The 13,668-nt window shown below is 73.1% G+C and carries 11 protein-coding genes and 1 pseudogene; 2 read left to right on the forward strand and 10 right to left on the reverse strand.

The window, feature by feature from the left end; all coding sequences use genetic code 11:
• Positions 1–218, reverse strand: a pseudogene (locus ACH47X_RS23360) (UDP-glucose 6-dehydrogenase); the annotation flags it as partial.
• A gap of 155 nt (positions 219–373) precedes the next feature.
• Here ACH47X_RS23360 and ACH47X_RS23365 point away from each other — a divergent pair.
• Positions 374–1,174, forward strand: a complete 801-nt coding sequence (locus ACH47X_RS23365; protein ID WP_397407379.1) for a siderophore-interacting protein — start codon at positions 374–376, stop codon at positions 1,172–1,174.
• Positions 1,175–1,201: 27 nt separating this feature from the next.
• Here ACH47X_RS23365 and ACH47X_RS23370 read toward each other — a convergent pair whose 3' ends face one another.
• Positions 1,202–1,819 (reverse strand): DUF402 domain-containing protein, encoded by a 618-nt coding sequence (locus ACH47X_RS23370; RefSeq protein WP_397407381.1) that lies wholly within the window; start codon positions 1,817–1,819, stop codon positions 1,202–1,204.
• Between the two features lie 127 nt (positions 1,820–1,946).
• Between ACH47X_RS23370 and ACH47X_RS23375 the strand changes: the two genes are divergently transcribed.
• Positions 1,947–4,673, forward strand: a complete 2,727-nt coding sequence (locus tag ACH47X_RS23375) for a glycosyltransferase (RefSeq protein WP_397407383.1) — start codon at positions 1,947–1,949, stop codon at positions 4,671–4,673.
• A gap of 66 nt (positions 4,674–4,739) precedes the next feature.
• Here ACH47X_RS23375 and deoC read toward each other — a convergent pair whose 3' ends face one another.
• The 8 genes from deoC to ACH47X_RS23415 form a co-directional block, all read right to left on the reverse strand.
• A complete protein-coding gene (gene deoC / locus ACH47X_RS23380) occupies positions 4,740–5,486 on the reverse strand; it encodes a deoxyribose-phosphate aldolase (protein WP_036970228.1) in 747 nt (248 codons plus the stop codon).
• On the reverse strand, positions 5,483–6,598 hold the full coding sequence (locus tag ACH47X_RS23385; protein ID WP_397407386.1) for an adenosine deaminase: 1,116 nt from the start codon (positions 6,596–6,598) through the stop codon (positions 5,483–5,485). The genes deoC and ACH47X_RS23385 overlap by 4 nt, the downstream gene beginning before the upstream one ends.
• Positions 6,599–6,618: 20 nt before the next feature.
• Entirely contained in the window at positions 6,619–7,536 is a 918-nt protein-coding gene (locus tag ACH47X_RS23390; RefSeq protein ID WP_397407388.1) for a hypothetical protein, read from the reverse strand.
• 96 nt (positions 7,537–7,632) lie between these two features.
• Entirely contained in the window at positions 7,633–9,012 is a 1,380-nt protein-coding gene (locus ACH47X_RS23395) for a thymidine phosphorylase (RefSeq protein WP_142033281.1), read from the reverse strand.
• On the reverse strand, positions 9,009–9,455 hold the full coding sequence (locus ACH47X_RS23400; RefSeq protein WP_397407390.1) for a cytidine deaminase: 447 nt from the start codon (positions 9,453–9,455) through the stop codon (positions 9,009–9,011). Before ACH47X_RS23400 ends, ACH47X_RS23395 begins: the two co-directional genes overlap by 4 nt.
• 2 nt (positions 9,456–9,457) lie before the next feature.
• On the reverse strand, positions 9,458–10,753 hold the full coding sequence (locus tag ACH47X_RS23405; RefSeq protein ID WP_397407392.1) for an ABC transporter permease: 1,296 nt from the start codon (positions 10,751–10,753) through the stop codon (positions 9,458–9,460).
• Complete coding sequence (locus ACH47X_RS23410; RefSeq protein ID WP_397407394.1) at positions 10,750–12,102, reverse strand: ABC transporter permease; 1,353 nt, start codon at positions 12,100–12,102, stop codon at positions 10,750–10,752. Before ACH47X_RS23410 ends, ACH47X_RS23405 begins: the two co-directional genes overlap by 4 nt.
• Positions 12,099–13,622 carry an ABC transporter ATP-binding protein gene (locus ACH47X_RS23415; protein WP_397407396.1) on the reverse strand — a complete coding sequence of 508 codons (1,524 nt, stop codon included), beginning with the start codon at positions 13,620–13,622 and terminating at the stop codon, positions 12,099–12,101. The genes ACH47X_RS23410 and ACH47X_RS23415 overlap by 4 nt, the downstream gene beginning before the upstream one ends.
• Positions 13,623–13,668 lie beyond the last annotated feature (46 nt).

Below are 13,668 nucleotides of genomic sequence, written 5' to 3' on the forward strand. Positions count from 1 at the left end.
CCGGTGTAGGCGGCCGGGGCGTCCAGGGTCGCGGTCAGGTTCAGCTCGACCTCGGCCAGGTACTGCTCCAGCTCCGCGTCCACGATCGGGGACTTACGGTCGTTCACCAGCGCGACCTTCGAAGCGTCCACGTCCACCGCCCACACCTCGTGGTGCTGTGCGAGCAGCACCGCGTTCGACAACCCGACATACCCCGTACCGACAACAGCGATCTTCACGACGATGCTCCTGACAGGAAGACTTGGACGACGCGCCCATGGTAGGCGCGCGGCGGGCTCGCGCTCATCGGCCCCAGGTCCGAGCACCCGCGCTTCGCCCAGTGACGCACGCCACACCCGCGCGCGAGCGCCTGCGAGGTTAGGCTTGCCTCACCATGCCTGAGAACACCGCCGCATCCCCCGCAAGGCCCCGCAAGGGCGTCCGCACCACGGCGACCGTGACCGCGGTCCGGCAGCTCACGCCGCACATGATCCGGGTGTCGATCGGCGGTGAGGCGCTGGCCGGCACCGACCCCACGCCGTTCCCCGACCGCTACGTGAAGCTGGTCATGGCGGAGCCCACCGAACCCGAGGGCCGCCCGGTGCTGCGCACCTACACGATCCGCGCGGTGACCGAGGCCGGCTGGGACATCGACGTCGTCACGCACGGCGACGTGGGCCACGGCGGCCCCTGGGCGCAGCGGGTCCAGCCGGGCGACGAGGTCTCCTTCGTGGGCCCGGGCGGCGACTACACGCCGTCCCCGGACGCCCCGTGGCACCTCCTGGCAGGTGACGAGTCCGCCCTCCCGGCCATCGCGGCCGCGTGCGAGGCCATGCCCGACGGCGCCGTGGCTCACGTCTTCGTCGAGGTCTCCGACGCGTCGGAGGAGCAGCCGATCATCAGCGCCGCGAACCTCCACGTCACCTGGGTCCACCGGTCCGCCGGCGCGAACCTGGTCGACGTCGTGCAGGCGGCCGAGCTGCCCGGCGGCGTCCCGCACACGTTCCTGCACGGTGAGGCCGGCTGCGTGCGCGACCTGCGCCGCTGGGCCCGCGCGGCGCTGGGCGTCCCGCGCGAGCTGCTCTCGGCCTCGGGCTACTGGCGCCGCGGCCGCGACGACGAGCACTGGCGCGCGGAGAAGCCCGAGTGGCGCGCCGCCGTGGAGCAGGACGACCTGGTGCTCAGCGCGCACTGAGCCCGCGGCACCAGAGCGCACCACCGCCTACAGCGCGTCGAGCACCGCGAACCAGCGGTCCGCCGTCGCGCCGTCGTACGGCGCCTCCCCGGCGGTCACCGCGGCGAGCAGGGCGTCGGCGTCCGCCCGTACCTGCGCCACGACCTCCGGTGGGTACCCGTACCGGACGGTGTGCTCGGCGAACTCGTCCTCGTCGTCGATGAAGAAGTCACCCTGTTCGTGCGCCCGCTCGCTGCCGGGCCGCAGCGCCAGCACGTCGAGGTCCATGTCGACGGCGGAGACCTCGAACGCCGGACGGCGGCGCCCCCCGCCAGCGGGCACGGCGCGCCACTCGGGCACCGTGGCGAGGTCGATGTAGAGCAGCACGTCCCGCGGGTTGTCGCGGTAGAGGTCGGCGACCCACCCGCCGTCGCCGAAGAGGACGACCCCGGGGTGGCGCGTGCGGTAGTCCCGCCCTGGCCGGCTGAACCGGGTGCCGGTCGGGTAGCCGAGCCAGGTGCCGTGCTCGTCCCGGCCGAGGTACGCGGCGTCGAACCGCCAGTGCGGGGTGCCGTCCCACTTGCGCATCCGGCAGCCCACGAGGGTCCCCGGCGCGGTCGGCTGCGACGGCGATACGCCCTGGTCAGCAGGTTGTTGCGCAGACATGTCCGGGAGCCTACCCAGTCGTCGTCGGGCCGTAACCGAAGGGCACTACGCTCTGGCCACCGTCGGCGCCCGCACGTGCCGGGACGACGGTTCCACCGCACAACCGTCGACCCCACGAGGAGTCTTCATGTCCCCTGCAAGCCGCCGTCTCGCCGCGTCCGGTGAGACTGCGCACCAGATCCCGGCCGCCGACGAGATGATCACCGAGGCGCTGCTCGCCGCCACGGCCGAGACTCTGCACAACCCGCACCCGGACAGGCCGGACCCGTTACCGGACGCCCGGCCCCTGCCGGCTCCGGACCAGGAGTCCTGGGCCCTGGCCAAGGAGCCCAACCGGCTGCCGCGCGAGGTGTGGTCCGCCCCGGACCGCGCCGCGGACCGCCCGTTCCAGGAGCGCCCCGAGCCGCCGTCGGGCGATGCGGTGGTCACCGCCGCCCTGCGCCGCGGCCTGCCCGTCGACGAGGCCGTCACCACCTCGATCCGCAGGGCCCGCACCCTGGACACCAGCCAGTGGCGCTCGCTCTGCCACTCGCTCATGGCCTATCCCGAGACCCGGCGCGCCGGCGTCGCCGGCGCGGCCCTGATCGCGCAGCGCGTAGGCCTGCGCGAGCTCGCGTGGGACCTCCTGCGCCAGCTCGGGCCCGACGACGCCGCCCGGCTCGCCCCCGCGGAGTACCTGCGGGCCGGCATCGCCATGGCCGACCCCGACGTCGCCCGCACCGCGGCCACCTGGGTGCGCCACGGGTTCGTGTCCGACGCGGCGGCGCTGCTCGACCTCGCCCGCCTGCTGTTCATCGCCGACGAGTTCGCGCTGGCGGCCGAGGCCCTCGACGCCGCCCGTCACGCCACCGGGCTGACCGAGCAGGTCCAGGCGTCCGTGGACCACCTCGCGCCCTGGATCGAGAAGGCACTGCGGCCCGCCACGCCCGCGAAGGTGCCGACGGGGCACGTGTCGTTCGCCGTGCTCGACTACAAGGCGCCCGACGAGAACGTCTCCTCCAGCAACATCGGCGACACGGTGCAGACCATCGCGAGCCTGGGCCACCTGCTGCGCCACGAGGGTGTGCGCCTGCACGGCGACGACGCCGTCACCGAGCCCGTGCGGCGCCTCGCCGCCCGGGTGCGGCCCGAGCACGTGGTGCCCGGGCCGGGCGCCGACGTCGACCTGACCCTGGTGCAGCGCGACATGTCCCGGCTCGACGCCGTGCCGGAGAACACGTGGATGCTCGCGTTCGGCTGGTACATGCACAGCCAGTTCGACCTGCGGTTCGACTTCCCGTTCCACGAGAACCTGCAGCCGCTGTTCGTCTCGTTCCACATCAACAAGCACGCCATCCTGACGCCCACCGCGATCGACTACCTCCGGGCCCACGGGCCGATCGGCTGCCGCGACTGGACCACCGTGCACCTGCTGCTCAACGCGGGGGTCCCGGCGTTCTTCAGCGGCTGCCTCACCACCACCATCGACACCGTCTTCCCCGCGGGCCACACACCCGCGCCCGCCGGCGCCCCGGTCGTGTACGTGGACACGCCTGTACCCGAGCACGACGCCGGCGCCGAGCTGGTCACGCACCTGCACCCCTCGGTGCGTAGCAACCCGTTCGCCCGGAACGTGTACGACGCCGTGGACCTGCTCGACTCCTACCGCGACCGGTACTCGCGCGTGGTCACCTCGCGCCTGCACGCCTTCCTGCCGTCCTGGTCCATCGGCGCGAACGTCGACTTCCGCCCCCGGAACGACGCCGACATCCGGTTCGCCGGCCTGCTCGACGCCGACGAGGCCGCCCGGCTGGCGATGCGGGAGAGGATCCGCGACCTCGTGGCGCCCGCCATGGGCCGGGTGCTCGCCGGCGCGTCCCACGACGAGGTCTACGCGACCTGGGCCGCCACCGTGGCGCCCGAGGTGGAGCGGGCGCTGGTGGTGCACGCCGCGCCGGTCGCCGCGCCGTCGGGCACCTGCGACGTGGCCGGCATCGTGGCCGGCGTGCGCGCCACGCGCACGGTGGTGGAGGCGACGGCGCCGCGGTCCGCGGCGGGTGAGCTCAACGTGGCCGTGGCCCTGGACGGCAACCTGCGCGCCCAGATGGAGGTGGTGGTCGCCGGGGTGGTGCGGCACACCGCCCGGCCCGTGCGGTTCGTCGCGCTCACCCGCGACCACTCCACGACGGACCATGAGCGACTCGCCACCCTGTTCCCCGAGGTCACGTTCGAGTGGTACGCCTGCGACGGGATCGACTACGGGGCCGTGCTCGGCATGCTCAAGCACATCACGGTCGCCACGATGGACCGGCTGCTGCTGCCCGAGCTGCTGCCGCACCTGGACCGCGTGCTCTACCACGACCTGGACGCGCTGACCGTGACGGACCTGGCGGAGCTGTACGACACCGACCTGGGCGGGGCGCCGCTGGCGGCCCGTCCGTCGATCTCGTACAACTACCGGCACGGCGTGGGCAACGTCATCCGGGCCACGCGGCTGCTCAAACACGACCCGGCCGCCGCGCGCGACCTGGTACGCGCCATGATGCAGCGGCATCGGCACGGCTACCAGGGCTTCAACGCCGGGATCCTGCTGCTCGACCTGGCGGTGCTGCGGGCCGACGGCTTCACCGCCGAGTTCGTGCCGTACGCCGAGCGGTACGGCCTCAACGACCAGGACGTGCTCAACGCGTACGCCGGGTCGCGGTACCGCGTCCTGGACGCGCGATGGAACGCGTGGCCCACGCAGGAGCTCGTGTCCGAGCCGGCCCTGATCCACTGGGCGGGCCCGGTGAAGCCGTGGCACGAGGACCGGTACGTCTTGCTCAAGGAGCACTGGCAGGCCGCGGAGGCCTGGCTCTCGACCCGCCGCGGCTGAGGCGCGGCGGGTCGTCGGTCGGGCTTGTCGAGACCTGGTCCCGACAAGCCCGACCAGCGAGGTGCGTCAGTAGGTGTCGGTCGACGCCGGGGCCGGCGCGTCCTGGTCGAAGCCCGCCAGGACCGAGGCCGTGCCCGACAGCCCCAGGCGGGTGGCGCCCGCCTCGATCATCGCGAGTGCCGTCTCCAGGTCCCGGATGCCGCCGGACGCCTTGACCCCGAGGCTGCCCCCGCCCAGCGCGCCGACGGTGCGGGCCATGAGCGAGACCGCGTGCACGGAGGCGCCGCCGGCCGGGTGGAAGCCCGTGGACGTCTTCACGAAGTCGGCGCCGGCGGCCTCGGCGGCCTTGCAGGCGCCGACGATCTGCTCGTCCGTGAGCGCGGCGGACTCGATGATCACCTTGAGCACGCGGCCGGGCTGGACGGCGCCGCGGACGGCGGCGATGTCGGCCTCGACGACGTCGAACCGGCCGGCACGAGCGGTGCCGACGTCGATCACCATGTCGACCTCGTCGGCGTCGTCGGCGACGGCGCGGGCGGCCTCGAACGCCTTGACGTCGCTCATGTGCTTGCCCGACGGGAACCCGCAGACCGTGGCGACGGCGAGCCGTCCGGCGGCGACCTCCACCGCGAGCGAGACGAACGAGGGCGAGACGCACACCGAGTAGACGCCGAGCTCGGCGCCCTCCTCGACGAGGGCCGCGACGTCCGCGGCCGTGGCCTCCGGCTTGAGCAGGGTGTGGTCCACGAACGCGGCGAGAGCCGCCTTGTCACGCGGCACGAGGACGTGCGGCGCGGGGGTCGATGCGGTCATACGAGGGCACCTTCAACTTTCTGGAATCCGGGGAGGATGACCTGGTCCACGAGGTCGCGGCGCTCGTCGTGGTGGATGAACGCGCCCCAGGCGGCGGTGACGGTCACGTCCGCCAGGTCGTCGATGGTCCAGCCGGCCTCGTCGACGAGGAGCTTCATCTCGTGCGTCATCGAGGTGCGGGACATGAGGCGGTTGTCCGTGTTGAGCGTGACGGCGAAGTCGAGCTCCTTGAGCCGCGTGATCGGGTGCGCCGCGATCGAGCCGGCGACGCCCGTCTGGAGGTTGGAGACGGGGCACAGCTCGAGCGGGAGCTGGTGGTCGCGCACCCAGTGCGCCAGCCGTCCCAGCTCCGCGGCCCGGTCGCCGTCGGTGGTGAACGCGATGTCGTCGATGATCCGCGCGCCGTGGCCCAGGCGGTCGGCCTGCCCGAGGTGCACGGCCTGCCCGATGGAGTCGAGGCCGGCGGCCTCGCCGGCGTGGATGGTCACGGGCACGTCGTGCTCGGCGAGGAACCGCCAGATGCCGAGGTGCCGCGACGGCAGGAAGCCGTCCTCCGGACCGGCGATGTCGAACCCGACGACGCCGCGGTCGCGGTAGGTGACGGCGAGGTCGGCGACCTCCTGCCAGCGGTCCGCCTGCCGCATGGCGCCGACGATCTGGCCCACCCGGATGATGTGGCCCTCGGCCGCGGCGGCGGCGATGCCGTCGTCGATCCCGGCCTGGACGGCCTCGACCGCCGCACCGAGCGACAGGCCACCGGCCAGGTGCTGCTCCGGTGCCCAGCGCTGCTCGGCGTAGACGACGCCGTCGGCGGCCAGGTCGAGCACCGCCTCGCGGGCGACGCGGGCCAGGTTGTCGGCCGTCTGCATGACGGCGATCGTGTGCTCGAAGGTCTCGATGTACCGCACGAGCGAGCCGGAGTCGGCCGCGTCGCGGAACCAGGCGGCCAGCGAGTCGGCGTCGCCGGCGGGCAGCTCGTGCCCGGCGGCGTCGGCGAGCTCGAGGACGGTCTGCGGTCGCAGGCCGCCGTCGAGGTGGTCGTGGAGCAGTACCTTGGGCAGGGCGCGGAGGAGCGCCTCGCCGGGGCGGGCCCCGGGGTCTTGCGTGGTCATGCTGACAACCTACCGTCCCGTCAGTGGGCTTCCATCGTCGCCCCGGTGCCGCCGGTCTGCCACCGCCCCATGCGCTCGGGCAGCACCACCCAGGCCACGTGGGGCCAGCCACCGAGCCCGGCGGTCAGCGCCTTGCGCACGCGCGCGGCGGTGCGGTCGTCCGAGGTCTGCTGCACCTCACCGTCCGCGGCCGGGAAGGACGGCGGGTCGAGCAGCGCGGAGACCGGCACGGTGTGCAGGCCCGCGCCGGACGGCTCGTAGAGGACGGCGTTGCCCTCGTCACCCTCGCCGTCGGCCAGGGTGAGCAGCACCACGTGGCGCGGGACGGCCGTCTCCCAGCCGCCCGCGACGTCACCGCCGGTGTACAGGGGCACCGGGATCCCCGCCCGTGCGGCGGCGACCGCCGCCTCCAGCAGGGCCCGGGAACCGCCGACGCGGTGGGTGTAGCGCACCCCGCCGTAGCTCGCGAACCGCGCGGCGCCCCAGGGGGGCGTGCCGTAGGTGCGCGGCCAGCCCGCCACGACCAGGCCGTGCCGGTTCGTGGCTGCCTGGATCGCGTGCTGGAGCCGCACGAACCGGGCCGCGGGGTCGTCGGCCGCGAGCCGCAGGGCCGCCCGGGGGTCCCCGGCCAGCCCGAGCATCGCCAGCACGGCCGACCCGCACGTGGTCTCGTCGACCTGCACCGCCGCGGCGGTGCCGCCGTCGAGCGAGGGCAGGTTCAGCCGCCGCGGGAAGCCGACCGTGCCGGTGCCACGCTCACGCGCCAGCGGGTCCAGCACGGACCGCGCGGCGCGCGACGTCGCCGACTCCAGCCGGCGCGCGACGTCGTCCGGGATCACCGGGCGCTCGAAGCGGCCCGGCGGCGGCACGTCAGGAACGGGCCCGGCGAATGCACGCATCGCACCGAGCAGGGACGAAAGGCGCAATGTCGACTGCACGTTCGTCAGGCTAAGCCGACGTCAGGCGACTCGCCGGTCCGCCACGCTGAAGAACGGTGCCAGCCCGCTTCCGGTGGGTGAAAACTACCTCCCACCTCACACGATGCGGTCCAGCACCACCGATCCCTCGGCCGCCAGAGCGGCTCCGACGAGGGCGCCCGCGCCGAGATCCATGCTCGCGAGCGCACCGGCGGCGCCCGAGAGCGCCCCGCCCAGCACACCGTCGCCCGCGGGGTCCACCGACCAGCCGCCGTCGAGGGCAGCGCGGGCGCGCGCGAACCGTTCGGGGGTGTCGGTGTGCAGCGTCATCAGCGGCTGCCCGGCCGTGACCTGCTCGCCCGGCTTCACGTGGATCTCGATGCCGGCCGCCGCCTGGACCGCGTCCTCCTTGCGGGCCCGGCCGGCACCCAGCCGCCGGACGGCGACGCCCACGGCGTACGCGTCGAGCGAGGTGAGCACACCGGACTCGGTGGCCACGACCGTCTCGGTCTCCTTGGCGACCGGCAGCGGCGCGTCGACGTCGCCGCCCTGCGCGGCGATCATGGCCCGCCACCTGTCCATGGCGCGGCCGTCGGACAGCGCGGCCCGCACGTCGTCCTCCGAGCGTGGCCGGTCCGCCGCCGCGAGCATCTCCACGGCGAGCGCGACGGTCAGGTCGACGACGTCGGCCGGGCCGCCGCCGGCCAGCACCTCCAGCGACTCGCGCACCTCCAGGGCGTTGCCCGCGGTGCGGCCCAGCGGCACGGACATGTCCGTGACGAGGGCGACGGTGCGCACCCCGGCGTCGGTCCCGAGGTCGACCATGGTACGGGCGAGCTCGCGCGCGTCGTCCAGGGTCTTCATGAAAGCGCCCGAGCCGACCTTGACGTCGAGCACCAGCGCGCCCGTGCCCTCGGCGATCTTCTTGGACATGATCGAGCTCGCGATGAGCGGGATCGCCTCGACGGTGCCGGTGACGTCGCGCAGCGCGTACAGCTTGCGGTCGGCGGGGGCCAGCCCGGAGCCCGCCGCGCAGATGACGGCGCCCACGTCCTCGAGCTGCGCCATCATCTCGGCGTTGCTCAGCGCGGCGCGCCAGCCCGGGATGGCCTCCAGCTTGTCGAGGGTGCCGCCCGTGTGGCCCAGGCCGCGGCCCGAGAGCTGCGGCACGGCGACGTCGAACACGGCGACCAGCGGCGCGAGCGGCAGCGTGATCTTGTCGCCCACGCCGCCGGTGGAGTGCTTGTCCGCCGTCGGCCGCGAGAGCGCGGAGAACGACATGCGCTCGCCGGTCCGGATCATCGCGGCGGTCCACCGGGAGATCTCCTGGCGGGTCATCCCGTTGAGCAGGATCGCCATGGTCATCGCGGACATCTGCTCGTCGGCCACGACGCCACGGGTGTAGGCGTCCACCAGCCAGTCGACCTGCTCGTCGGTGAGCGACTCGCTGTCGCGCTTGACCCGGATCAGGTCCACCGCGTCGAAGGGTTCGGTCATCGTGCTGCCTCCCGCACATGGTCCAGGTCGCCCGGCCCGAAGGCCTGGGGCAGTACTTCCGTCATCGGCTGGATGCCCAGCGGGGTGTCGACCAGCAGCTCGGCGCCGCCGTGCTCCCACAGGAGCTGGCGGCACCGGCCGCAGGGCATGATCGTCTCGCCGAGCGAGTTCACGCAGGTGAACGCCGCCAGCCGGCCGCCGCCCGACATGATCAGGGCGCTGACCAGCGAGCACTCGGCGCACAGGGTGACCCCGTACGCCGCGTTCTCGATGTTGGCGCCCGTGAGCAGGCGGCCGTCGGCGGCGAAGGCCGCCGCGCCCACCTTGAAGTCGGAGTACGGCGCGTAGGCGTGCTCGACGGCCTCACGGGCCGCGGCCCGCAGGCCGTCCCAGTCCACGGCGGTCTCGGGGCGTGCGGGATCAACGGAGTTCACGTCCACCATCCTCACCCCTTGATGTACGGCTCGCCGGACGCGGCCGGCGGGCGCGAGCGCCCCACCAGGCCGGCCACCGCGAGCAGGGTGACCACGTACGGGACCATGAGCATGAACTGGCTCGGCACCGGGGAACCGACCACGGAGAGCACGTTCTGCAGGTTCGACGCGAAGCCGAACAGCAGGCCCGCGAACGCGGCGCGCACGGGGTCCCACTTGCCGAAGATGACGGCCGCGAGGGCGATGTAGCCCGCGCCGCCGGTCATGTTCTCACCGAACTGGCTGAGCTGGACGGTGGTGTAGAACGCGCCGCCCAGGCCCGCGACGGCACCGGCGACGAGCACCGCGTTGTACCGGGTGCGGACGACGTCGATACCGACGGTGTCCGCGGCCTTCGGGTGCTCGCCCACGGCCCGCAGGCGCAGGCCCCAGCGGGTGCGGTTCAGGGTGTACCAGACGGTCGGCACGGCGATGAACATCAGGTAGATGAGCAGCGGCTGGTCGAACAGGACCGGGCCGAGCACCGGGATGTCCGACAGCACCGGGATCGGGATCGACTGGAACCGCGTGGTCGAGTTCAGCGTCTCGGCGCCGGGCACGAGCACCTGCGAGTACAGGAAGCTGGTCAGCCCGACGACGAGCACGTTGAGCACCACACCGACGATCACCTGGTTCACGTGGTACGTGATCGCGAACACCCCGAGCACGAGCGCCACCAGGGCACCGGCGGCCACGGCCGCGACCAGGCCGGCCACCGCGCTGTTGGTGATCGACGAGACGATCGCCGCCGTGAACGCGGCGCCGAGCAGCTGCGCCTCGATCGCGATGTTCACCACGCCCGCGCGCTCACCGATCACGCCGCCCAGGGCGCCGTAGACGAACGGCACGGACCACAGCACGGCGCCGCCGAGCAGGCCCACGATCGACAGGTCGCGAGGACTGCCCGCGCCGGCCCAGGCCAGGAAGCCGAGCAGGCCGGCCAGGGAGAAGAGCACGACGAGCCAGAGCAACGTACGGCGCCCGCGCGCGGTGAGCACGAAGGCCGCGGCCGTCACGGCGAGCATGACCGCGCCGCACACCCAGGCGAACGCCGTCGCGGGCAGCACGATGACGGGGATCTGGAAGAAGTCGGCACGCTGCGACAGCAGGAACCGGGTGTCACCCGCGTGCGGAACCGCGACGAGCAGCAACGCGTACAGCAGGGTCACGGCGAGCAGCACGCCGGCCGTCTTCCAGGACACGACCGTGACGGTCCGTGTCGTCTCCGACAGCGGCGCGTCGAGCTGGGTGGTGGGGTCGGCGCTCACGCGGCTGCCTCCTTCTGGTTCCGGGCCGCCTTGGGCTTCTTCGGTGCCCGACGCCGGTTGGGGTCCGGCAGCCGGAAGATCGCCCGCACCAGCGGCGGCGCGGCGATGAACAGCACGATGAGCGACTGCACCACGAGCACGATGTCGCTCGGGACGCCCTCCGCTGCCTGCATGGTGGTGCCGCCCGCCTTGAACGCGCCGAACAGGATGCCGGCCGCGAGCACGCCCCACGGGTTGGACCCGCCGAGCAGCGCGACGGTGATGGCGTCGAACCCGATGCCGGCGTCGATGTCGGAGCTGAAGCCCGTGGTGACGGCGCCCAGCACCTGCGAGGCGCCGGCCAGGCCGACGAGGCCACCGGCCACCAGCATCACGTTCACGGTGGCACGCCCGGTGTCGATGCCCGCCACGCGCGCGGCGCGAGGGTTCTCCCCCACGGCGCGGAACGCGAAGCCGGTCGACGAGCGGTTGAGCAGCCACCACACGCCGACCACGGCCAGCACCGCCAGGACGAAGCCCCAGGTCAGGTTGAACCGGTCACCGAGGAGGTTCGGCAGCTGGGCGGACTCGGCCGTCGGCGGCGTCTTGGGGTTGGACGAGCCGGGCGCCTGCAGCAGCCCCGGCGTCGCCAGGAAGTAGGAGATCAGGTAGTACGCGACGTAGTTGAGCATGATCGTGACGATCACCTCGTGCGCCCCGGTGCGGGCCTTGAGCACGCCCGCGATCCCGGCCCACACCGCGCCCGCCGCGATACCGGCGACGACGGCCAGCAGCAGGTGCAGCGGGAACGGCACCCCGCTGACGCCGAAGCCCACCCAGCCGGCCGCGGCGGCGGCCACGAGCATCTGCCCCTGGCCACCGATGTTGAACAGGCCGGCCCGGAACGCCAGCGCCACGCCGAGGCCCGCCGCGATGAGCGGGGTCGCATAGCTGAGGGTCTCCGTGAGCGGCCGGATCGCGGTGACGAAGTCCGGTGCCTGCACGTTGACCACGGAGCCGCGGAACAGCGCGGAGTACGCGCCGCCGATCGCCTGGCCGAGCGCGACGAAGGTGTCGCCGGGCCGTGCGAAGAAGTACCCCGAGGCCGCCTTCACCTCCTCGTCGGTGAAGGCGATCATGACGGAGCCCGCCAGGACGGCGAGCAGGACGGCGCCGACGGACACGGTCCACGGGCTCGTCATCGTCTGCTGCAGCGCCTTGGCCAGCCGGCTCTCCGTGTCCGGCATGTCCTCGCCGGCCGGGCTGCCCAGCACGCGGGCCCGCTCCTGCTCCAGCTCCTCGGCGGTGCCGGGGTCGAGGCCCGGCTCCTGCTCGGGGTTCGACCCCGGGCTCGACTCGGGCGCGCTCACGCGACCTCTCCCTTCGCGTCCTGCGGCGAGATCCCCGCCATCATCAGGCCCAGCACGTCACGCGGGGTGTCCGCGGGCACGATGCCCACGACCTTTCCGCGGTACATCACCATGATGCGGTCGGCCAGGGCCACCGCCTCGTCCAGCTCGGTGGAGACCACCACGACCGGGATGCCGGCGTCCCGGGTCTCGACGATCCGCTTGTGGATGAACTCGATGGAGCCCACGTCCACGCCACGCGTCGGCTGCGCCGCGACGAACAGGCGCAGGTCGCGCGACAGCTCGCGGGCGAGCACCACCTTCTGCTGGTTGCCGCCCGACAGGCGACCCACCGGCGTGGTGATGGACTGCGTGCGGACGTCGAACTCCGCGACCTTCTCGTCGGCGAACCGGTCACGGTGCGCCAGCTGCAGCGCGCCCGCCTTCACGAACGGCGGGCCGTCGGTGCGGTCGAGCATGAGGTTCTCGGCGATGGTGAACTCGCCGATCAGCCCGTCGAGCGTACGGTCCTCGGGCACGAAGCCCACGCCCTGGTCGAGGATCCGGCGCACCGAGCGGCCCACCAGCTCCTTGCCGTCCAGCGCGATGCTTCCCGAGACGTCGCCCTGCAGGCCGATCAGGGCCTCGGTGAGCTCGGTCTGGCCGTTGCCCTGGACACCGGCGACCACGAGCACCTCGCCGCCGCGCACCTCGAAGCTGACGTCGTCGACCACGACGGTGCCGGACTCGCTGGTGACCACCAGGTCGGTCACCTTCAGCCCGTTGTCCCGCAGCGTGGGCGCGTCCTTCTGCACGGTCAGCTCGACGGCACGGCCCACCATGAGGGAGGCGAGCTCGGCGTCGGACGCCGTGGGGTCGGCCTCGCCGACGACCTTGCCGTGCCGGATCACGGTGATCCGGTCGGCGACGGCGCGGACCTCGCGCAGCTTGTGGGTGATGAACACGATCGCGGAGCCCTCGTCGCGCAGCTGGCGCATGATCGCCATCAGCTCGTCGGTCTCCTGCGGGGTGAGCACCGCCGTCGGCTCGTCGAAGACCAGCACGTCGGCGTTCCGCGAGAGCGCCTTGATGATCTCGACGCGCTGCTGGACGCCGACGGGCAGGTCCTCGACCAGCGCGTCGGGGTCCACGTGGAAGCCGAACCGCGCGGAGATCTCCTTCACCTGGGCGCGGGCCGCCTCCAGGTCGAGGCGCCCGCCGCCGCGGGTCTGCTCGTGGCCGAGCATGACGTTCTCCGCCACGGTGAAGACGGGCACCAGCATGAAGTGCTGGTGCACCATGCCGATGCCTGCGGCCATGGCGTCGCCCGGTCCGGCGAAGTTCTGGACCACGTCGTCCAGGAGGATCTCGCCCTCGTCCGCCTCGTACAGGCCGTACAGCACGTTCATCAGGGTGGACTTGCCAGCCCCGTTCTCGCCCAGGAGCGAGTGGATCTCGCCTGGCTGGACGACCAGGTCGATGTGGTCGTTCGCGACGAGCGCGCCGAAGCGCTTGGTGATGCCGCGCAGCTCGAGCCGCATAGGAATCCTTCCCGAAAGGGGTCCTGCTCATGACAGGTCCCGGGGC

This window comes from Promicromonospora kroppenstedtii (assembly GCF_044389675.1).
In the GTDB taxonomy this organism is placed as follows: domain Bacteria; phylum Actinomycetota; class Actinomycetes; order Actinomycetales; family Cellulomonadaceae; genus Promicromonospora; species Promicromonospora kroppenstedtii.

What these genes read in the sequence shown, in the direction of transcription:
- ACH47X_RS23365 (WP_397407379.1), top strand. Translation starts at nt 374, where the DNA reads ATGCCTGAGAACACCGCCGCATCCCCCGCAAGGCCCCGCAAGGGCGTC.
- ACH47X_RS23370 (WP_397407381.1), bottom strand. Translation starts at nt 1,819, where the DNA reads ATGTCTGCGCAACAACCTGCTGACCAGGGCGTATCGCCGTCGCAGCCG.
- ACH47X_RS23375 (WP_397407383.1), top strand. Translation starts at nt 1,947, where the DNA reads ATGTCCCCTGCAAGCCGCCGTCTCGCCGCGTCCGGTGAGACTGCGCAC.
- deoC (WP_036970228.1), bottom strand. Translation starts at nt 5,486, where the DNA reads ATGACCGCATCGACCCCCGCGCCGCACGTCCTCGTGCCGCGTGACAAG.
- ACH47X_RS23385 (WP_397407386.1), bottom strand. Translation starts at nt 6,598, where the DNA reads ATGACCACGCAAGACCCCGGGGCCCGCCCCGGCGAGGCGCTCCTCCGC.
- ACH47X_RS23395 (WP_142033281.1), bottom strand. Translation starts at nt 9,012, where the DNA reads ATGACCGAACCCTTCGACGCGGTGGACCTGATCCGGGTCAAGCGCGAC.
- ACH47X_RS23400 (WP_397407390.1), bottom strand. Translation starts at nt 9,455, where the DNA reads ATGGTGGACGTGAACTCCGTTGATCCCGCACGCCCCGAGACCGCCGTG.
- ACH47X_RS23415 (WP_397407396.1), bottom strand. Translation starts at nt 13,622, where the DNA reads ATGCGGCTCGAGCTGCGCGGCATCACCAAGCGCTTCGGCGCGCTCGTC.